Source organism: Rhodococcus sp. NPDC003383 (assembly GCF_053589115.1).
In genome coordinates, this window is the sequence record NZ_JBSFRG010000022.1 from 20,740 (window position 1) to 40,279 (window position 19,540).

Annotated in this window: 19 protein-coding genes; 12 read left to right on the top strand and 7 right to left on the bottom strand. The window is 67.9% G+C overall.

From position 1 onward, the window contains the following. Nucleotides 1–43: 43 nt before the first annotated feature. The 3 genes from ACWDTS_RS18865 to ACWDTS_RS18875 are packed head-to-tail and all read left to right on the top strand — an operon-like array spanning nt 44 to nt 2,443. On the top strand, nt 44–469 hold the full coding sequence (locus ACWDTS_RS18865) for a hypothetical protein (protein WP_450118798.1): 426 nt from the start codon (nt 44–46) through the stop codon (nt 467–469). Next, on the top strand, nt 466–1,470 hold the full coding sequence (locus tag ACWDTS_RS18870; protein ID WP_450109882.1) for a hypothetical protein: 1,005 nt from the start codon (nt 466–468) through the stop codon (nt 1,468–1,470). Before ACWDTS_RS18865 ends, ACWDTS_RS18870 begins: the two co-directional genes overlap by 4 nt. Nucleotides 1,471–1,501: 31 nt before the next feature. Further along, nucleotides 1,502–2,443, top strand: a complete 942-nt coding sequence (locus ACWDTS_RS18875) for a hypothetical protein (RefSeq protein WP_450109883.1) — start codon at nt 1,502–1,504, stop codon at nt 2,441–2,443. Between the two features lie 114 nt (nt 2,444–2,557). Here ACWDTS_RS18875 and ACWDTS_RS18880 read toward each other — a convergent pair whose 3' ends face one another. The 3 genes from ACWDTS_RS18880 to ACWDTS_RS18890 are packed head-to-tail and all read right to left on the bottom strand — an operon-like array spanning nt 2,558 to nt 5,629. Further along, nucleotides 2,558–3,202: a GTP pyrophosphokinase gene (locus ACWDTS_RS18880; protein WP_450109945.1), complete on the bottom strand. Its 645-nt coding sequence runs from the start codon at nt 3,200–3,202 to the stop codon at nt 2,558–2,560. 59 nt (nt 3,203–3,261) lie between these two features. Further along, nucleotides 3,262–4,578, bottom strand: a complete 1,317-nt coding sequence (locus ACWDTS_RS18885; protein ID WP_450109884.1) for an MFS transporter — start codon at nt 4,576–4,578, stop codon at nt 3,262–3,264. Nucleotides 4,579–4,621: 43 nt separating this feature from the next. Continuing rightward, nucleotides 4,622–5,629, bottom strand: a complete 1,008-nt coding sequence (locus ACWDTS_RS18890; protein WP_450109885.1) for an aldo/keto reductase — start codon at nt 5,627–5,629, stop codon at nt 4,622–4,624. A gap of 140 nt (nt 5,630–5,769) precedes the next feature. Between ACWDTS_RS18890 and ACWDTS_RS18895 the strand changes: the two genes are divergently transcribed. Together ACWDTS_RS18895 and ilvD are read left to right on the top strand one after the other, a co-directional pair. Then, complete coding sequence (locus tag ACWDTS_RS18895; protein ID WP_450109886.1) at nt 5,770–6,339, top strand: TIGR03086 family metal-binding protein; 570 nt, start codon at nt 5,770–5,772, stop codon at nt 6,337–6,339. Continuing rightward, nucleotides 6,336–8,036, top strand: a complete 1,701-nt coding sequence (gene ilvD / locus ACWDTS_RS18900; RefSeq protein ID WP_450109887.1) for a dihydroxy-acid dehydratase — start codon at nt 6,336–6,338, stop codon at nt 8,034–8,036. Before ACWDTS_RS18895 ends, ilvD begins: the two co-directional genes overlap by 4 nt. A gap of 57 nt (nt 8,037–8,093) precedes the next feature. On the opposite strand, the gene ACWDTS_RS18905 is transcribed toward ilvD, so the two are convergent. Together ACWDTS_RS18905 and ACWDTS_RS18910 are read right to left on the bottom strand one after the other, a co-directional pair. Next, nucleotides 8,094–8,759, bottom strand: a complete 666-nt coding sequence (locus ACWDTS_RS18905; RefSeq protein ID WP_197257428.1) for a chymotrypsin family serine protease — start codon at nt 8,757–8,759, stop codon at nt 8,094–8,096. Between the two features lie 41 nt (nt 8,760–8,800). Then, nucleotides 8,801–9,583 (bottom strand): DUF6319 family protein, encoded by a 783-nt coding sequence (locus ACWDTS_RS18910; RefSeq protein ID WP_450109888.1) that lies wholly within the window; start codon nt 9,581–9,583, stop codon nt 8,801–8,803. 240 nt (nt 9,584–9,823) lie between these two features. On the opposite strand from ACWDTS_RS18910, the gene ACWDTS_RS18915 reads away from it, so the two are divergent. Further along, nucleotides 9,824–10,840 carry an adenylate/guanylate cyclase domain-containing protein gene (locus ACWDTS_RS18915; RefSeq protein ID WP_450118826.1) on the top strand — a complete coding sequence of 339 codons (1,017 nt, stop codon included), beginning with the start codon at nt 9,824–9,826 and terminating at the stop codon, nt 10,838–10,840. Here the strand turns inward: ACWDTS_RS18915 and ACWDTS_RS18920 are convergent. Then, complete coding sequence (locus ACWDTS_RS18920; RefSeq protein WP_197252819.1) at nt 10,788–11,495, bottom strand: TetR/AcrR family transcriptional regulator; 708 nt, start codon at nt 11,493–11,495, stop codon at nt 10,788–10,790. The two genes, ACWDTS_RS18915 and ACWDTS_RS18920, sit on opposite strands and share 53 nt — an antisense overlap. Before the next feature lie 123 nt (nt 11,496–11,618). Between ACWDTS_RS18920 and ACWDTS_RS18925 the strand changes: the two genes are divergently transcribed. Then, on the top strand, nt 11,619–13,190 hold the full coding sequence (locus tag ACWDTS_RS18925) for an MFS transporter (protein WP_450109889.1): 1,572 nt from the start codon (nt 11,619–11,621) through the stop codon (nt 13,188–13,190). Nucleotides 13,191–13,211: 21 nt separating this feature from the next. Here the strand turns inward: ACWDTS_RS18925 and ACWDTS_RS18930 are convergent, their stop codons facing one another. After that, nucleotides 13,212–13,349 (bottom strand): hypothetical protein, encoded by a 138-nt coding sequence (locus ACWDTS_RS18930; protein WP_450109890.1) that lies wholly within the window; start codon nt 13,347–13,349, stop codon nt 13,212–13,214. A 166-nt stretch (nt 13,350–13,515) separates the two neighbouring features. Here ACWDTS_RS18930 and ACWDTS_RS18935 point away from each other — a divergent pair, with 166 nt between their 5' ends. The 5 genes from ACWDTS_RS18935 (at nt 13,516) to ACWDTS_RS18955 (ending at nt 19,535) form a co-directional block, all read left to right on the top strand. After that, nucleotides 13,516–14,469 carry an AurF N-oxygenase family protein gene (locus ACWDTS_RS18935; protein WP_450109891.1) on the top strand — a complete coding sequence of 318 codons (954 nt, stop codon included), beginning with the start codon at nt 13,516–13,518 and terminating at the stop codon, nt 14,467–14,469. A 233-nt stretch (nt 14,470–14,702) separates the two neighbouring features. After that, nucleotides 14,703–15,617, top strand: a complete 915-nt coding sequence (locus tag ACWDTS_RS18940; protein WP_197252801.1) for an ABC transporter ATP-binding protein — start codon at nt 14,703–14,705, stop codon at nt 15,615–15,617. Then, nucleotides 15,614–17,227 carry an ABC transporter permease gene (locus tag ACWDTS_RS18945; protein WP_450118799.1) on the top strand — a complete coding sequence of 538 codons (1,614 nt, stop codon included), beginning with the start codon at nt 15,614–15,616 and terminating at the stop codon, nt 17,225–17,227. Before ACWDTS_RS18940 ends, ACWDTS_RS18945 begins: the two co-directional genes overlap by 4 nt. Nucleotides 17,228–17,391: 164 nt before the next feature. Then, complete coding sequence (locus ACWDTS_RS18950) at nt 17,392–17,907, top strand: OsmC family protein (protein ID WP_450118800.1); 516 nt, start codon at nt 17,392–17,394, stop codon at nt 17,905–17,907. 314 nt (nt 17,908–18,221) lie between these two features. Beyond that, nucleotides 18,222–19,535 (top strand): bifunctional o-acetylhomoserine/o-acetylserine sulfhydrylase, encoded by a 1,314-nt coding sequence (locus ACWDTS_RS18955; protein ID WP_197252804.1) that lies wholly within the window; start codon nt 18,222–18,224, stop codon nt 19,533–19,535. The last annotated feature ends 5 nt before the right edge of the window (nt 19,536–19,540 follow it).

The window sequence follows — 19,540 nt, forward strand, 5'->3', positions numbered from 1 at the left end:
CGGGGGCGTTTCTGTATTCACCGAGCGGAAGGACAGCAGCGCGGTGTCGGCAGCGCGCGGATATCTTCCGCCCGTGCGGATTCCATCGGCATTACTTGGCCGCCGATGGCTGGCACATCGTTTGCTATGGTTCGACGGAACACATCGGGGGATTCTGTTCGGGGGGACAGTGACGTTGAAGGTCGATCCGGAGGCACTACGTGCGTTTGCCGCATCCGTCACCGGCACGGCCGAAGCTATCGCCGAATGGAATATCGGAGAACCGTTCGAACAGTCGCAATCGGCGCTTCCCGGAACCGATTTCGCAGAACTGTGTGTCCGCACGAATCTGGCAGCTGCATTCGCACTGAGCAACGTGCACTCGCGGTTGCTGGAGATCGCCGACCTCGCCGACGGCTCCGCGAACGACTACGAGATCACCGAAGCTGATTTCGTTGCCGCACTCTCCGCGATGGATCTGCCCCGGTGACGCCGACGGTCTCCGCCGTAGCCGCCTGGAATCCCGACGCGCTGCGGGGGACGGCAGGCTCTCTCGACGGACTCGTCGCGAAGTTGGACGGACGCCTCAGAAGCCTCGTCGACGACCAGGACGCACTCGCCGAGCAGTGGACGAGTGATGCCGCAAGTTCTGCGGCCGCACGAATCGTGCGTGAAAGGTCACTGGGCAGCGCAATCGCCGGGGCTCTCCAACAGGTCGCAGACGCCTATCGCACAGGCGCCGTCATCGTCGAAGGTGCGCGCACGCATCTGACGGCGGTCGTGCGCAGCGCCGAGCAACAGGAGTTCACTGTCCACGACGACGGCATCGTCGATGCGTCCTCCCAGATCGCTCTGCTGCAACTACTTCTTCCGGACCGGGAAAGCTTCGAGATCGCCCGAGTCCGGCTCGAGCGGGATGCCGCTGTGCTCACCGTCGCGGTCCTCGAAGGACTCCTCCAGGCCGAAGCTGCCGCCGTCGACGCATCTGCCCGAATCGGAACTGCGGTAACAGCACTCGAAGATGCAGGTCGAGCAGCTATACCCGGAAAGATCATTCGCTCCGAGAACGGCGAGTTTTCGTGGCGACCGGACATGGAAGCCACCGTTGCAGCCTCGACCATCGGTCTGATGGCAGACGCAACCGGAACGGGGTTGTTGAACGCAGCGATTTCGTCGGCCGACGACGTCGCCCGAAGCGTCGCGCGGGGGCTCGGACCGTTCGCTACCGCAATCGGCACCGTCCCGGCCATCCACAACGACATCGAAGGGGGCATGGAACCGACCCAAGCGGTGGTGACGGAAAGCGTCGGCTCTGCTGTCGGTTTCGGCGCTGCATTCTATGGGGCCAAGGGCGGCGCCGCTCTCGGAACCATGATCGCTCCAGGTTTAGGGACCGCAGTCGGTCTGGTGGCGGGCGCATTGGCCGGTGCAGGCGCGACATACCTCACTTCGAAGTCCATGCAGGCAGGTTGGCAGTGGCTCGAGCAATAGCACCGCAAACCACCTATGAACTGGAGTGCAAATGACCGGGCCTCTGCCGGAATCCGATTCGCCGAGGGTGGGAACAACTCCGGACGGGGAGGAACACACACCGTGGCCGCAGTTCCTGCGTCTGTTACCGCTCCTCCTGTCGTGTGCGCTCTCGGGAATCGGAATGCTGTGCCTCATTCTTTCCCTGCACAACCTGGCCCACGCTCCCGTGTTCGTGTCCGTCGGGTTTTTCGGTGGAGCAGCGGTGACGCTTTCGCTTTCCCTTGTCTCGTTCCGGGAATCAGGATTTCGACATATCCGCCTGCCGAGCACTGTTCACGTCCGCGAACATTCCGACTACGGCGCAGGAGTGCACATCCCGATGAGCCGGAAGTTGGTTCCCTTCCTGACAACAGCGTTGGCCGGTGGGGCCGCATACGGCGCATCCGCCGCAATCGGCTGGCACCTGGGCGTCGGGGAATTTCTGCTTCCGTCCGGTCGCGACACTCGCGACGATGCGACCTTCATGGCGGTCTTCGCGGCAGGCTCGATCAGCCTCATCCTGTTGTTCACGCTGATCCGCATCGATACAGCGGTGAGCATTTATCAGGGCGGTGTCGAACGCTACGTTCGACGACGAATACTGTTTTCCACCACGGTTTCCCGACTGTTTCTTCCCTGGGACGAAATCTCTGCCATCGACGTCGGTGATCTCGGGGGGAACTTCGGTCCGGACAAGCATCCTGCGATCGACTTGCACACCGCGTTCGTACCCGAGTTCGCGCGAACGCCGCACGACAACGCGCACAGGATCACACTGATGGCGCACGTACTGCCTGTCGAACCCAACACTTTGCTCGGGCTCCTCAGGCAACTGCGCGACGAACCCGATCGACGCGCGCTCATCGCCCGGCCCGACGCAGTCGAACTTCTGCGCCCACCGCCACTTCGCGATCGCTTTCGGGTTGCCCGTGCACTGAAGCGGGCGCGATGAGTTTGCGCTCCCCGGATCCGATACGAGTCCGGACTGTCACGGAATCCACCGAGCGAAACGACAAACGCGCGGTGCGGGCAGCGCGCGGATACCTTCCGCCCGTGCGGATTTCGATCAGAATGTTCCGTGGACGCGTTCGTGCAGCGACTCCATGCGCAGGTCGAGGTCGCGCGCGGTGTCGGCCGCGAGACGCAGTTCGTCGCGCAGCTCGTCGGGAACGGCACGGTCGTGCTTGTAGTAGATCTTGTGCTCGAGACTCGCCCAGAAATCCATTGCGACCGTGCGGATCTGCAGTTCGACGTACACGGATTCGACGCGGTCGGACATGAACACCGGGATCTCGACGATCACGTGCACACTGCGGTAGCCGTTGGGTTTGGGATGCTCGATGTAGTCCTCGATCTCGACCACACCCACGTCGCCCTGCCGGGTGATCATCTCCATGATCCGATAGACATCGGAGGTGAAACTGCACGTGATGCGGATACCCGCAATGTCGCGGATGTGCTCGCGAATGGCTTCGAGATTTCGCGGCACGCCCTTGCGCCGAGCCTTCTGCAGGATCGAGTCGGGGGACTTGAGCCGCGATTTGACGTGCTCGATCGGGTTGTAGTCGTGGATGTACGAGAACTCGTCGCGCAGGATGTTGATCTTCGTCATCATCTCGTCGATGCCGAACTTGTACACCATGAGGAACCGCTGGATATCGCGCTGCAGCTCGACCGGGGGACGCTCGTGTTCGGAAATCGGGTCGATCACGGGATCCTGCAGAGCGACCAGATCGCCGTGATCCGTGTCGCCCACCGCCGCTGTCACTGTCAATCCTCCTCGAACGTGCTCTCGTCCGAGTCTGCCAGCTTTCTGCGACGGCCGCCGGAACGGTCGAACAGCACCTGCCGAAGCGTGCGGGGTGACACCCCCGCGACGCGGCGGGCCTTGCCGCGCGAGATCAGGATGCCGGTGATCGCGATCGCCCAGATCGGGTACTGCGCCAGCCAGGCCACCCGGAAAGAATCGAACGTGTATCCGCCGAGCCGCTCGAGCACGATACCCATGACCTGCACGACGATGAGGGTCGCGAGGAAGCCGCCGATGTTCACGATGCCGTTGGCGGTGCCCAGCGCCGTGCTCGGGTTGAAGGCGCGGGCGTAGTCGAAGCCGATCATCGAACCGGGGCCGCCGACCGAGATGACGATGATCAGCAGCACCAGCAGCCACAGCGGGGCGGGGCCCGGCAACGCCAGCACCACCGACCACATGGTGACGCTGGCGAGCACGCTGCCGAGCACCAGCCAGGATCGGTGGTTCGGGAACCGCCCCGACAGCACGCCGAGGATCGGTCCGGCGAGGATGGCGGTCGCCACCGACACGGTGAGCAGCGAACCGGCCGCCGCGGCGGACAGGCCCTGCGCGGACTGCAGGTACGGGATGCCCCACATCAGCGCGAACGTGGTGACCGAGAACTGGGTGCCCATGTGCGTGAAGAACCCGAGCCGGGTGCCCGGGCGCTTCCACACGACGGCGATCTGCCCACCGACCGCGCGCAGACCGGCCGGTTCCGAGCGCACCTCGACGCCGGGCGGTGCGTCGCGCACGATCGCGACGACCAGCACACACGCGAGCACGCCGAGCGCCGCGGCGCTTCCGTACGCGGCGGTCCAGCCGGCGCCGGACAGGATCAGGACGAACGGCACCGCGGAGAGCACCTGCCCCAGCTGACCGAGGATGCCGGTCAGCTGGGACATCAGCGGTACCCGCCGCGGCTCGAACCACACCGGAACCAGCCGCAGCACCGAGATGAACGTCAGCGCGTCACCGGCGCCGACGAACACCCGGGCCGCGTAGGCGACGGGAAGCGATTCGGTGGTCGCGAGGACGAGTTGCGCGATCGCCATGACCGCGGCGCCGGTCGCGATCATCGTGCGCGAACCGAACCTGTCCAGCAGCACCCCGGCCGGGATCTGCATGCCGGCGTAGACGACGATCTGCAGGACGACGAACCCGGACAGGACGGCCGGGGAGACGTCGAACCGGTCGCTTGCGGCCAGACCCGAGACACCGAAGGCCGTGCGGTGCAGGACTGCGACGACGTAAGCGAAGACTCCGATGCCCCAGACCAGCCACACGCGCTTCATGATGTCTAGACCTTAACCCGTCCAGACAGGTTACTTTCGGGTACTACTCGCGGCCGAGGGACACCCACGTCGGGTCGGCGGCCCGCTGACCGACCACCAGATCCGCCAGCGCGTCCAGGCGAGCGACCTGCTCCCGGTCGAGCGTCAGGTCCAGCGCACCCACGTTCTCGGTGACCCGCTCGGCGAAACGGGTGCCCGGAATCGACACCGACGGCAGCCCGAACGTGCGGGCCTTGTCGTCGAGCCACGCCAGCGCCACCTGCGCGATGGTCGCGTCGAGCTCGTCGGCGACCGCCCGGACCTCACCGCGCACCTTCAGGTTCCCCGGCAGTGCATCCTCCGCAAAGCGCGGGAACCGGCGACGCAGGTCCTTCTCCTCGATCTGCGTCGCGTCGAACGCGTCGGTCAGCAGACCGCGGCTCACCGGCGAGTACGGCACGAACCCGATGCCGAGTTCCGCGGCGGTCGGGACCACGTGCTTCTCGACGTCGCGCGAGACGATGCTCCACTCGGACTGGATCGCCGCGATCGGATGGACGGCGTGCGCGCGGCGCAGTTCGTCGCCGGTCGCCTCCGACAGTCCGATGTTCCGGATCTTGCCGGCGCGGACCAGTTCGGCCAGTGCGCCGACCGTCTCCTCGATCGGGACCTCGGGGTCGACGCGGTGCAGGTAGTACAGGTCGACGCTGTCGACGCCCAGCCGCTGCAGCGACTCGTCGATCGCCTGCCGGGCGTACTCGGGACGACCGTTGATGCGGCGGTTGCCGGCGGGAGTGCTGCCGCCCAGCGCGCCGACCAGCCCGAACTTGGTGGCCAGCTGCACCTCGTCGCGGCGGTCCTTCAGCAGCTTGCCGACCACGGTCTCGCTGAGGCCGTCGCCGTAGACATTGGCGGTGTCGATGAACGTCACGCCCAGGTCCACGGCGTGGTGCAGCGTCGCCAGCGCCGCGTCGGGATCGGTCCCGCCGTAGACGGGGGCGACCGACATGGCGCCGTAGCCCTGTGCGCTGACGGTCAGGCCGGGGGCCAGTTCGACGGTGGGGACGGGCATGAACTCTCCTCGTGATTCCTCGGTTCCCGGGCCTGCGGAGCCCGGGCACGTATCCGTCGTTCGATCCTTCCCGAAATCCCCGACGCAGGCAGGACTTGAAATCGCGATGATCCCAACACCGTCGGACCTACGCTGAATCCATGGCAGTCGACTGGCTCGAATTGCAGCGCACGGCGGCCCGCGGATTCACCGAGCGGCTCGCACAGGTGACCGACTGGAAGGCCCCCACACCGGACACCGAGTGGGACATCGCCCAACTGGTCGAGCACATGGTCGACGAACAGCGGTGGATCCCGCCGTTGTTGGCGGGCATGACCATCGCCGAAGCCGAAGCCTCGCTCGCGCCGATCGGTGACGACCTGCGCGCCGAATGGTCCCGCTACGCCGAGTCCGCGACCACCGCATGGGCAGCCACCGCCCCGGACGCTCCCGTGCACCTGTCGTACGGCGTCGTGCCCTGCCTCAACTATCTGAAACAGCAGGTCGCGGACATCGCGATCCACACCTGGGATCTCGCCCGAGGCGTCGGGGGCGACGACCGCCTCGACCCGGACCTGGTGGCGGCGGTGTGGGCGGACCTGCAGCCCCAGAAGGACATGCTCGCGGCGAGCGGCCTGTTCGCCGACCCGGTACCGGTCCCGGACGACGCACCACTGCAGGACCGATTGCTCGCCCTGACCGGCCGCGACCCCCGAGGAGACACGTCATGAGCGAAGGCGCCCCCGACATCAAACCCCGCAGCCGCGACGTCACGGACGGTCTCGAGAAGGCGGCCTCCCGCGGCATGCTCCGCGCGGTCGGCATGGGCGACGACGACTGGGACAAGCCGCAGATCGGGGTCGCGTCGTCGTGGAACGAGATCACCCCGTGCAACCTGTCGCTGGAACGCCTGGCCCGGGCCGTCAAGGACGGGGTGCACGCGGCGGGAGGCTACCCGCTGGAATTCGGGACCATCTCCGTCTCCGACGGCATCTCGATGGGACACGAGGGCATGCACTTCTCGCTGGTCTCCCGCGAGGTGATCGCCGACAGCGTGGAGACGGTGATGCAGGCCGAGCGTCTCGACGGATCGGTACTGCTCGCCGGATGCGACAAGTCGCTACCCGGGATGCTCATGGCCGCGGCACGGCTGAACCTGGCCGGCGTGTTCCTCTACGCCGGATCGATCCTGCCCGGCACGGCGAAGCTGTCCGACGGCACCGAACGCGACGTCACGATCATCGACGCGTTCGAAGCGGTCGGCGCGTGCGCGCGGGGGCTGATGTCCCGCGACGACCTCGACGCCATCGAACGAGCGATCTGCCCCGGCGAAGGCGCGTGCGGCGGGATGTACACCGCGAACACGATGGCCAGCGCCGCCGAAGCGCTCGGCATGTCCCTGCCCGGCAGCGCTTCGCCGCCCGCCACGGACCGGCGACGCGACGGCTTCGCGCGCCGCAGCGGGCAGGCCGTCGTGGACCTGCTGCGCCGCGGAATCACCACCGCCGACATCCTCACCAAGGAGGCATTCGAGAATGCCATCGCGGTCGTGATGGCATTCGGAGGTTCGACGAACGCGGTCCTGCATCTGCTGGCGATCGCGCACGAAGCCGACGTGGAACTGACACTCGACGATTTCGTCCGAGTGGGCGCGCGGGTCCCCCACCTCGCCGACGTCAAACCGTTCGGGGCGCACGTCATGAAGGACGTCGACCACATCGGCGGTGTACCCGTGGTCATGAAGGCCCTGCTCGACGCCGGTCTGCTGCACGGCGACTGCCTGACCGTCACCGGACGCACCGTGGCCGAGAACCTCGCCGACATCGCGCCGCCCGACCCGGACGGCAAGGTGCTGCGTGCACTCGGCAACCCCATCCATCCGACCGGCGGCATCACCATCCTGCGGGGCACGCTCGCCCCGGAGGGCGCGGTGGTCAAGTCCGCGGGATTCGACGAATCGGTGTTCGAGGGCACCGCGCGCGTCTTCGAACGGGAACGGGCCGCGATGGACGCCCTCGAGGACGGCACCATCACCGCCGGCGACGTGGTGGTCATCCGCTACGAAGGTCCGAAGGGCGGGCCCGGGATGCGAGAAATGCTCGCCATCACCGGAGCCATCAAGGGCGCGGGTCTGGGCAAGGACGTCCTGCTGCTCACCGACGGCCGGTTCTCCGGCGGCACCACCGGCTTGTGCGTCGGGCACGTCGCGCCGGAAGCCGTCGACGGGGGCCCGATCGCGTTCGTACGCGACGGCGACCGGATCCGGCTCGACGTCGCGAACGGCACCCTCGATCTCCTCGTCGACGACGCGGAACTCGAGCAGCGCCGGACCGGCTGGGAACCGCTGCCGCCCAGGTACACCCGCGGGGTCCTCGCCAAGTACACGAAGCTGGTCGGGTCCGCGTCGATCGGCGCCGTGTGCGTCTGACCCCTCGTGCGTGGTTTCGGTAGCGGCAACTACCGGAACCACGCACGAGCACGGGAATCAGATGGGACGGAAGCCGCTTCCGACACCGCCGCGTGCGTTCACATCCGCCAGGATCGCGCTGAAGTTGGTGCCGACCTCCGGGCCGATGCACGGCGCTGCGAGGTACGCGTTCACCATCGCGACGAGGGTCGTGCCGATGACCAGAGGCGCACCGGAGTCGCCCTCGACGACGCAGACCTGGGTCCATGTCTCCTGCGACTCGAACACGTCACCCCAGACGAGACCACAGGTATTGCCGGTGGTGCGGCCCTCCTTGCAGGCCAGGTTCGGGAACTGCGGCGGCGCACCCACATCGGTGATCGTCACGTTCCCGACCCGATTCACCGGCGTGACCCTGCCCGGATCGAACTGGATCACCGCGTAGTCGAGTGCCTCGTTGCCGGCCACCACACGGCCGAGTACGCCAGCGCCCAGGTTGCGCTCGGACTTGACCGTCGCGCCCGGGCCACCGCAGTGGGCCGCGGTGAATCCGACCAGACGACCGGCAGCGTCGTAACCGATCGTGCTCAGGGTGCAGTCGAAGATGTCGGTGGTTCCGTCACCGAGCGTGATGCCGGACCCACCGCCGAGCGGTATCCCTCCGGGTACCGCCGTCGCCACCCCGGCGCCGCCTCCGATCAGGGCAATCGTTGCCGCGAACGCCATCGCCAACTTCTTGAACATTAGGCCCCTCCCGCCCGGCCACGACAGGCCGCGTCAGCGAGTCAGCCTATCTGGATGCCGGTCGCTCCGAGGCTCTCCAGAGCTTTTTTGGCTTCCTCCAATTGAGCGCTGAGCTGAGCGACCCGCTCCTCGGCGGCCTGCCGCGCCTCGTCGATCACCGACTGCACGGCCTCGAGCGCGGTCTCGTCACCCAGTTCCCGCACGGCCCGTTCGACCGCGTCCGGACCGACCGGCGTGGGCTTTCCGACCCGTCGCGCACCGTGTGCGACCGCCACCGTCCATTCGTTGTCCGGGTCGATCGTGATCGTGATGCTGACGCCGGGCTGCTTCTTCGGCCTGCGGGTCGCGGTCTTCGGCTTCGGGGCGGGCTCGGCGGACTGCGAGGGGGGTGTGGGCACAGCGGTCTCCTTCGTCGCGGGCTTCGGCGCCGCGTTCGAGGCGGGCTTCGGTGTCGGATTCGAGGCGGCGGGCTTCGACACGGACGCGGCGGCCGGCTTCGGTGCGGGAGCGGGTGCCGGTTTCGCGGACGGGCGCGGCGCGGCCGGAGTCGGCTCGGCGGCCCGGGACTTCGGCGTCGCCGGCCGGGTCAGGCGCAGTTCGTCGTATTCGAAGGGCAGTTCGTCGTTGACGCCCTTGGGCCGGACCGTGACGGTGCGACCGTCGATACCGATGACCTTCGCCGATGTCCCCGGCTCGATGCCCAAACTCGGAATACCCTCGATGAGATAGACGGTCGCGCGCCGGTCCTCAGCAAGTGCGGTGGTCAGCTCGGCAAGCTGCTCGTCGCTGAGGTGGTCTGCTCCGGCTCGTCTGCGGGGCGGCATGCCACGTCCTTCCTGGCTTCGGGTGAATTCGGTCCCGGGGTGGGTGGATCGCGAACACTGTCGCACAGAGGTACGACACGACCGTGTGCGACTCTTCGAAGGTCACGTCGTGTCCGCGGCGTGAACGGTGGGTGTTCGCCGAGCAGGTGGTCGGTCGCCCCGGCGGCGGTGAGGAGAGCAGGCGTGGAGGCTTCGGATCGGCAGACGGACGACCGCGGGTCGGCGGTGTCGGAGGCGACCATGTCGCTCGACCCGGAGTTGCTGACAGGAGTGCAGCGCGCATTCGAACGTTCCCTGCTCGGAGGCGACCGCCGCTACACCCAGCGACAGGCCGCGGAACTCGCCGGGGTTTCGACCGAGCGTGCCCAGCGTCTTTGGCAGGCATTGGGTTTCGCCGTCGACCCGGATCCGGGTGCGGTGATGTTCACCGACGGGGACGTGCAGGCACTGCGGAACATCTCGGCGCTCGTCTCCAGCGGCGCGGTCTCCCCCGACATGGAGGTGCCCGCCGCGCGGTCACTCGGCCAGTCGATGTCCCGCCTCGCCGAATGGCAGGTGTCGCTGCTCAACACCCATCTCCTCGACCGGCTCGACACGGCCTATGCGGGAACCGCCCCGGCCCCCGCGGAGATCGACGAGTTCGTCGGCACCCTGCTGCGCGACGTCCTGCAACTCGTCGAGGAGACCCAGATGTTCGTGTGGCGCCGCCACCTGGTCGCGACGACCGAACGCAACATCGTGCGGGCCCGCGAGGACGCGACGAGCCGCGACCTGGTCGTGGGTTTCGCCGACATGGTCGGCTACACGCGCCTGACGAGCCGCATCGAGGCCGACGAACTCAGCGACCTGCTCGAGGAGTTCGAGTCCGCTGTGACCACCGTCATCGCGCAGGGCCACGGATGGGTGATCAAGACCGTCGGCGACGAGGTGATGTTCGCAGCGGAGGATCCCGTCGACGGAGCCCGGATCGCGCTGGCGCTGCAGGAGTCGTTCGGGGCCCGGCCGGACGCCCCGGAGCTGAGGGTGGGGCTGGCATGGGGTCCGGCCCTGGCACGGTTCGGCGACCTGTTCGGCTCGGTCGTCAACATCGCGGCGCGATTGACCGGTGTGGCACGCCCCGGCACGATCCTCGTCGATTCGGCACTGGCCGACCGGCTCCGCGCGTCCGGCGAGTTCGAGGTGCGGTCGATCCGGAACCTACGCGTCAAGGACTTTCATCGGTTGCGACCGTCGGTACTGCGCGCGGCCCGTTCCTGACCGGGCGGCATCCCCGTGCGGCCAGGAAGTCGTCGACGATGCGTTCGCACGCCGCGTGATCGAGTGACGGCAGGGTCGCGAGTTTCGTGAACACGACGGGCCCGATCAGCTGCGCGAGCGCGAGGTCGTAGTCGAAGTCACCGAGCTGCTCCCGCGCGGTCGGGGTGACGAAGACGCGGTCGAATGCCTCGCGGTACCGCTCGACGAGACGCTCACGCAGCGAGAGCAGTTCCGGGCGTTCGTGGCTCAGCGCCTCGGCGCTGGAGTAGTCCCCGAGCCCCGGTCCGAGCCCCATCCAGCACATCGCGGTCAGCGGGATCGGGATCTCGTCGAGGATCCGGGCCTGCGCGACGACCAGCGCCACCAGCTGATCGCGCAGGTCACCGTCCGGCACGGGCGGGATCGGGGGCAGCATTCGCGCGAAGGCCGCCGCGACGAGTTCCTCGCCGTTGGCGAAATGCCGGTAGAGGGTGGCCCGCGCGACGCGTGCCAGTCCGGTCACCGCATCGATGGTGACCGCTTCCGCTCCGCCCTTCGCGAGCAGTGCGGTCGCAGCATCGAGCAGCCGTGCCCGCGACCTCGCCTTGCGGGGGTCCTCGTCGCCGTACCGACCGGGGGCGACCGGGTCGCGACCGTCGTCATCGGGGGCAGGCAGGGGCTGGGTACTCACGTCCACAGTTGTATCCGTTCGGCTTCGCCCTTGCCTGTGATACCGACAGTTCGGTTACGATACCGACAGTCTCGTTTCTTCGTGACCCCGCTCCGGGAAGGCCGGCTCGTGTCCGAAACATCGGAAAAAAGCTCGACCAGCACCACCGCAACACTCGAACACCCGTCACGCCTGACGCGGGCGCAGTGGTGGTTGCTGATCGTCGCCTGCGCGGCCGTGGCCCTCGTCGTCGCCGCGATGGCGTCGCTGAACATGGCGTTGCCCGACATCGCCGTCGACATCGGTGCGACCCAGAGCGAGCTGACCTGGATCGTGGACAGCTACACGCTCGTGCTCGCGGCGTTCCTGCTCCCGGCCGGCGCACTCGGCGACCGCTACGGCCGCCGCGGCGTGCTGGTCGCAGGTCTGGCGGTCGTCGCCGTATCGTCGGCACTGCCCCTCGTGCTCGACAGCCCGACATGGATCATCGCCGCGCGCGGCCTCGCCGGACTGGGCGCGGCCCTGGTCATGCCCGCGACCCTCTCGGTGATCACCGCCGGATTCCCGGAGGAACGCCGTGCACGGGCGGTCGGTGTCTGGGCCGGAACCGCGGGTGCGGGATGCATCGCCGGCCTGCTCGTTTCCGGCGTCATCCTCGAATACAGCTCGTGGATCATGATCTTCGTCAGCTTCGCGGTGGCCGCCGTGGTGCTGCTCGTGGCGTCGCTGACGATCGCGTCGTCGCGGGCTCACGAACACTTCCCGCCGGACCTGGTCGGCAGCGCCCTGTCGATCATCGCGGTGGGCCTGTTCGTGTTCGGGCTCATGGAGGGGCCACACCGCGGCTGGACCGACGCGACGGTCCTCGCCTGCATCATTCTGGGTCTCGCTGCCGCAACGGGTTTCGTCCTCACCGAACTACGGACGCCCGCTCCCCTGCTCGACGTCCGGTTGTTCACCCATCGCGCATTCGGCTCCGGGGCACTGACACTGCTGTTCCAGTTCGTCGCGATGTTCGGCGTCTTCTTCATCGTCGTGCAGTACCTGCAGCTGGTGCTCGGCTACTCGCCGCTCGGCTCGTCGATCCAGTTGATCCCGCTCATCCTGCTGGTGATGACGGTGTCGGTGCTCATCCCACCGCTCGTCCCGCGAGTCGGGCTGCGCTTCCTCTTCACCGGCGGCCTCGCCGTCCTCACGGGCTCGTTCGTGCTGATCGGGAATCTCGATCCGCAGTCGTCGACCGTTCTCATCAACGTGGCCCTGTTGCTGCCGGGCGTCGGGCTGGGCATGGTCTCTGCGCCGGCGACACACGCGATCGTGTCGAGCACGCCCGACGACAAGCAGGGAGTGGCGTCCGCGGTCAACGACGCCACCCGCGAACTCGGCGCGGCGATCGGCGTGGCGGTCGCGGGCAGCATGCTCGCCGCGATGTACGGCCGGAAGATCGAACCGGTCGCGGCCGCGATTCCGGATCCGACCGCCAGTACCGCCGTCTCGGATTCGCTGGCGTCGGCACTGAAGGTCGCGGAGGCCGCGGGACCACGTGGGGACGAACTCGCGGACCTGGCGCGGTCGGCGTTCCTCGCCGGCATGCAGCAGGCGTCGTGGACGATCGCGGTGATCCTCGCGATCGGCGCCGTGGTCGCGGCGTTCCTCTCCCCGGGCCGTTCCCGGGTCACGAAGGCCCGCGAACCGCACTGACCCCGGTTCGCGGCAGCGGCGTCAGCGTCCCGCGACTGCCTGGTCGGCGCACGTGCACCGTTCGGCGACCGGGACGTCGCGCATCACGTCGTCGACGTGCTGGCCGCATCCTTCCCAGCCGGTCTTGCCACACACCGGGCAGGTCACGGGATAACACATGGCGATGTACCTCCAGATACTTCGGGTCTGTCGATTGTGCATGCGCGTCGGCGAGCCCGCTGCAGCGGGCCGGGACCACTCGGCTGCACTTCACCCATTGTGCCGTGCGGGCACTGACTGTAGCCTCGGGTTAACAGTTACTGTCCGTCACACTAAAGGTGGAGACATGACCGCATCGCTCACGCGCTCCCAGGATGTTGCCGACACCGCCACCACCCGGGGATTCGTGCCGAAGGTGGCCCTGTCGGACCGCGAGGACACGGCCCGGCGCCTGCTCGCATCGGTCGCCCGGAAGTCGTACGACCCGATGATCGAGGTCGACTGGGAGGCACCCATCCCCGAGGACAAGTACGGCATGACCCCCGAGTGGAGCACGCTGTACGGCACCGCCCTGTGGGACGAGATGACCGAAGAACAGCGCATCGAACTGACCAAGCACGAGGCCGCAAGCGTCTCCAGCGTCGGCCTGTGGTTCGAGATCCTGCTCATGCAGATGCTTCTGCGCGACGTGTACAACCGCAACAAGCACTCACGTCACGTGCAGTTCGCCCTCACCGAGGTGGCCGACGAGTGCCGCCACTCGGTGATGTTCGCCCGCGCCGGCGAGCGCCTCGGCATGCCCGGCTACGGACCCGCGCCGTACATTCATCGCCTCGGCCGACTGTGGGGTGGTTTCTTCCGCGGCGCGAACGCCTACGCGAGCGTCATGGCCGCCGAGGAGATCCTCGACATGATGCAGCGCGACTTCATGCGCGACGAACGCGTGCAACCGGTCACCCGTACGGTCAGCAAGATCCACGTCCTCGAAGAGGCCCGGCACATCCGGTTCGCCCGCGAGGAGGTCGCACGGCGACTGACCGGCGCGAGCAAGCTGCGCCTGCAGGTCGAGCGGATCAATACGGCCGTAACGGTCTACTTCGTGGTCAAGAGCATGATCCGCGAAGAGGTCTACGCCAACGCCGGCCTGGACCGCGATCGCGCGGTCGCCGAGGCGAAGGCCAACACGCACTACCACGACCGGGTTCGCAAGTCCGGCGCGAAGCTCATGACGTTCCTCGACAGCGTCGGACTGATCGGCGGCCCGTCGAAGATCCTGTACAAGAAGGTGCACCTGCTCTGAGTTCTCCGCCCACGCCTGCGGGACCTTCCGGCGGGCACGGGCCGGGACATTCCGTCGATCTGCTCCTACCATCGGGAAAGGACCGACGAATCGATCCGGCCGAGCCCGCCGGACGCGGACCCGACTCCACCGCATCGGCCACACCCTGAATCGACGAGGGTGCCGGATCACCGAGCGTTTCTCCGGCGACTCGCTCGGCGGGCGAAGGAGGCCGGCATCCGGCAGGAGCAGGAATGACGAACGTCATCGAAACGCGGGACCTCGTGAAGACCTTCGGCTCCACCCGCGCACTCGCGGGTCTCGACCTCGAGGTCGGTCGCGCGGAAATCCACGGATTCCTCGGACCCAACGGCGCCGGCAAGTCCACGACCATCCGCATCCTGCTCGGGAGTCTGCGCGCAACCTCGGGTACCGCAACCGTTTTCGGTCGCGATCCGTGGACCGATGCGGTGGACCTGCACCGTTCGCTGGCGTACGTCCCCGGCGACGTGACACTGTGGCCGTCCTTGACCGGCGGTGAAGTCATCGACCTGCTCGGCCGGATGCGCGGCGGTCTCGACCCGGATCGCCGCGCCGAGCTGATCGAGCGTTTCGAGCTGGATCCGACCAAGCGATCCCGCGCGTACTCGAAGGGGAACCGCCAGAAGGTCGCGCTGATCTCGGCCTTCTCGTCCCACGCGGACCTGCTCCTGCTCGATGAACCGACCACCGGCCTCGACCCGCTGAAGGAGACGGTCTTCCGCGAATGCATCTCCGAGGCCCGTGATCGCGGCACGACGGTCCTGCTGTCGAGTCACATCCTCTCCGAGGTGGAAGCCCTATGCGAACGCGTGACGATCATCCGCGACGGCCGCGTGGTCGAATCCGGGTCTCTGGCGGACATGCGGCACCTGCGTCGGACGTCGATCACGGCCGAACTGCTCGGGGACCCGGGCGACGTCGAACACCTGCCCGGCGTCGCGGACGTGCGGCGCGACGGCAACGTCCTGCACTGCCAGGTGGACGGCGAGCACCTGGGCGCGCTGATCCGGACGCTCGGCGACGCCGGGGTCCGCAGCCTGATCTCGGCGCCTCCGACTCTGGAAGAGCTCTTCCTGCAGCACTACCGGACGGATACACCCATCGATGCCGAACGGGTGCCGCGATGACCACGACACGCGAGCGCCCCTCGACCACCGGTCACGATCTCGCGGGTACCGGCGCGCTGCTGCGTCTGTACCTGCGGCGCGACCGGATCTCGATGCCGTTGTGGGTCGCACTGTTCGCGATCGCCCCACCCCTCTATGTCGCGAGCGTCCAGAGCCTGTACACATCCGACGCCGAGCTCGCCCGCTTCGCGGCGGCGACGAACGCGAGTCACGCCGAAATCGCCATGTACGGACCGATGTTCGGCACGAGCCTCGGTTCGGTCGGCCTGTGGAAGGCCGGCGCCTACTTCACGCTGATCGCGATAGCGACGATCCTCACGGTCGTGCGGCACACCCGAGCCGAGGAGGAAACCGGGCGGGCGGAGTTGATCGGGTCCACCGTGGTGGGACGGTACGCCGGGCTCACCGCGGCACTGCTGATGGCATTCGGCGCATCGATTCTCACCGGCTTCCTTTGCACCGCAGCTCTTCTCGGCAAGGGATTGCCGCTCGGCGGATCGGCAGGTTACGGAACCGCGCTGGCGCTGTCCGGGGCGGTGTTCGCAGCGATCGCGGCGGTCGCGGCACAGCTCAGCGCGAGCGCACGGATCTCGCGCGGTATCGCGTTCGCGGTGCTGGGTACCGCTTTTGCGTTGCGGGCCGTCGGCGATGCCGGATCCGGGACCCTCTCCTGGTTCTCCCCGCTCGGCTGGGCACTGCAGATGCGGCCGTTCGCGGCGGAACGGTGGTGGGTGGTCGTGCCACTGCTCGCCACGACCACGGGCGCGACCATCCTGGCCTATGCACTCGCGAGCAGGCGTGACATCGGTGCGGGATTGATCGAGCCACGTCCCGGGCCGTCCGAGGCGCCGCCCGCTCTGGCCGGACCGCTGGGACTGGCCTGGCGGATGCAGCGCGGCACCCTGCTCGCCTGGACCGTCGGCCTGGGGTTGTACGGCCTGCTCATCGGAAGCGCAGCGAAGGGTGTCGGCGATCAGCTCGGCGACAACGCGGCGATCCGCGACCTGGTCGTGCGGATGGGTGGGTCCCAGTCGCTCGAACTCTCGTTCATCGGGTACGCGATGAGTCTGCTCGGCGTCGCCGGCGCGGCGTACGCGATCTCGGCGGCCCTGCGGCTGCACTCCGAGGAGGATGCACAGCGCACCGAGCCGGTGCTCGCCGGGTCGGTCGGGCGAATGCGTTGGGCTGCCGGACATATCGTGTTCTCGCTGGCGGGCCCGATCGTGGCGATGACCGTCGCCGGTGTCAGTGCGGCCCTGACCTACACGGTCGCGGTCGGTGACGGCAGCGTCCTGGGAAAGGTGCTCGGTGCGGCCCTGGTCCAACTGCCCGCCATATGGGTTCTCACCGGAGTGACCGTCGCCCTGTTCGGTATGGCACCGCGCTTCGCACCGGTCGCGTGGGGCGTGCTGGCCGCATTCCTGGCCGTGTTGTTCATCGGGCCGATCGCGCATCTCCCCCAATGGGTGCTCGATCTCGAGCCGTTCGGCCACGCACCGAAACTGCCCGGGAGCGAGTTCACGGCCACACCCGTGCTGTGGCTGACCACCGTCGCCGCGGCCCTCATCGTGGCCGGTCTGTTCGCGTTCCGACAGCGCGATCTGCGCTGATCCTCGCTCACGAATGCCGTCGAGCGTCGGTATCGACGCTCGCGTGAGCGCTGCAGTGCCGAATGCGCAAGGCCGAAAATCCGTGCGCGCAATTCCCTAGTGCATAGATCGGAAATGTGGTTCCGTCGCGATACCCAACCGGCACTCCGCTTCGAAGGACCCTCATGACCACTGCACCCGTCTCCCACCTGCAGGCCGTCGTCGCGGCCAACCACGACGCCGTGAGCGAGGACCCGACCAAGGCCGCGGTCGTGTTCCGCGCCGACGCCCGAGCCCACTCCGCGGTCGCGAGCACCGTGACCCTCGGCCGGTTCGAGGTCGAGGTCGACGAACCTCCCGCGCTCGGCGGCGAGAACACCGCCCCCAACCCCGTCGAGTACTACCTCGCCTCGCTGTTGTCCTGCCAGGTCGTGACGTACCGGGTGTGGGCCGACAAGCTCGGTATCACCGTCGACGGGATCACCGCCCGCGCCGAGGGCGATCTGGACGTGCGCGGCTTCTTCGGTTTCGACGACTCCGTCCGTGCGGGGTTCGGCGAGGTCCGCGTCGTCGTGACCCTCACCGGACCGGAATCGCGGGAACGCTACCTGGAACTGCAGGAAGCGGTCGACGCACACTGCCCGGTGCTCGACCTGACCCGCAACGCGACGCCGGTCCGCACGGTCCTCGAAACGGCCTGACCCTCGCCCGCCGGGCCGACGCGACGCGTCCCCGGAACGCTGGTCGGGATCAGGTTCACCGGTTATTGTCGGGTTCGTGAGCAACACACGAGCATGGTCGACGGGTCGCCCGTCGATGCGTCGTCGTGCGCAGTACATGTGTATCTGCGGGTGTTCGGGTCGCTGAGCGTCCCCGCCCGATCCTCCCCAGCGTGGTGTCCGCGCCGGCCGGCGAGTCGGCCGCAGCCGTCTGTCCGAACGCCGCCTCGTGCCGGACCACCGCCGAGTTCCTTCCCCGAAGTCCCAGAAATATCGAGTAGTACGGAGCAGCACCGATGAGCGAGACCACCCCCGACGCCGTCGATCCCACGGCGAGCTGGAGTTTCGAAACCAAGCAGATCCACGTCGGCCAGCCCGCCGGTGGCGACACCAAGGCCCGCGCCCTGCCGATCTACCAGACCACCAGCTACACCTTCGACAGCACCGATCACGCTGCCGCACTGTTCGGTCTCGCCGAGCCCGGCAACATCTACACGCGCATCATGAACCCCACCCAGGACGCGGTGGAGCAGCGCATCGCCGCGCTCGAGGGTGGCGTCGCGGCGCTGCTGCTGTCGTCCGGCCAGGCCGCCGAGACCTTCGCGATCCTCAACCTCGCCGAGGCAGGCGACCACATCGTCGCCAGCCCCTACCTGTACGGCGGCACCTACAATCTGCTGCACTACACGCTGCCCAAGCTCGGCATCGAGGTCACCTTCGTCGAGGATCCCGACGACCTCGAGCAGTGGGCCGCGGCGATCCGCCCGAACACCAAGGCGTTCTACGGCGAGACCATCGCGAATCCGAAGAATCACATCCTCGACATCCCCGGCATCTCCGGGGTCGCGCACGACAACGGCCTGCCGCTGATCGTCGACAACACGGTCGCCACCCCCTATCTGCTGCGTCCGCTCGAGCACGGCGCCGACATCGTCGTGCACTCGGCCACCAAGTACCTCGGCGGCCACGGCACCGCGATCGCCGGTGTGATCATCGACGGCGGCAAGTTCGACTGGACGCAGGGGCGTCACACCAACTTCACGACGCCCGATCCGAGCTACCACGGCGTCGTCTTCGCCGACCTCGGCGCGCCGGCCTACGCACTCAAGGCCCGCGTCCAGCTGCTGCGCGACCTCGGTTCCGCCGTCGCACCGTTCAACGCGTTCCTCATTGCCCAGGGCCTGGAGACCCTGTCGCTGCGCGTCGAGCGGCACGTCGCCAACGCCCAGCGCGTCGCCGAATTCCTCGAGGCCCGGCCGGAGGTCGAGTCGGTGTCGTACGCCGGTCTGCCGTCGTCCCCGTGGTTCGAACGCGGCAAGCAGCTCGCGCCGCGCGGCACCGGCGCGATCGTCGTGTTCGAGCTCGCGGGCGGTGTCGACGCCGGCAAGAAGTTCGTCGACGCCCTGACGCTGCACAGCCACGTCGCCAACATCGGTGACGTCCGCTCGCTGGTCATCCACCCCGCGTCGACGACGCATTCGCAGCTCACGGCCGAGGAACAGCTCGCCGCGGGTGTCACGCCCGGCCTGGTGCGCCTGGCGGTCGGCATCGAGCACATCGACGACATCCTCGCCGACATCGAAAGCGGTCTCGCCGCAGCCGCCAACTGACGGCG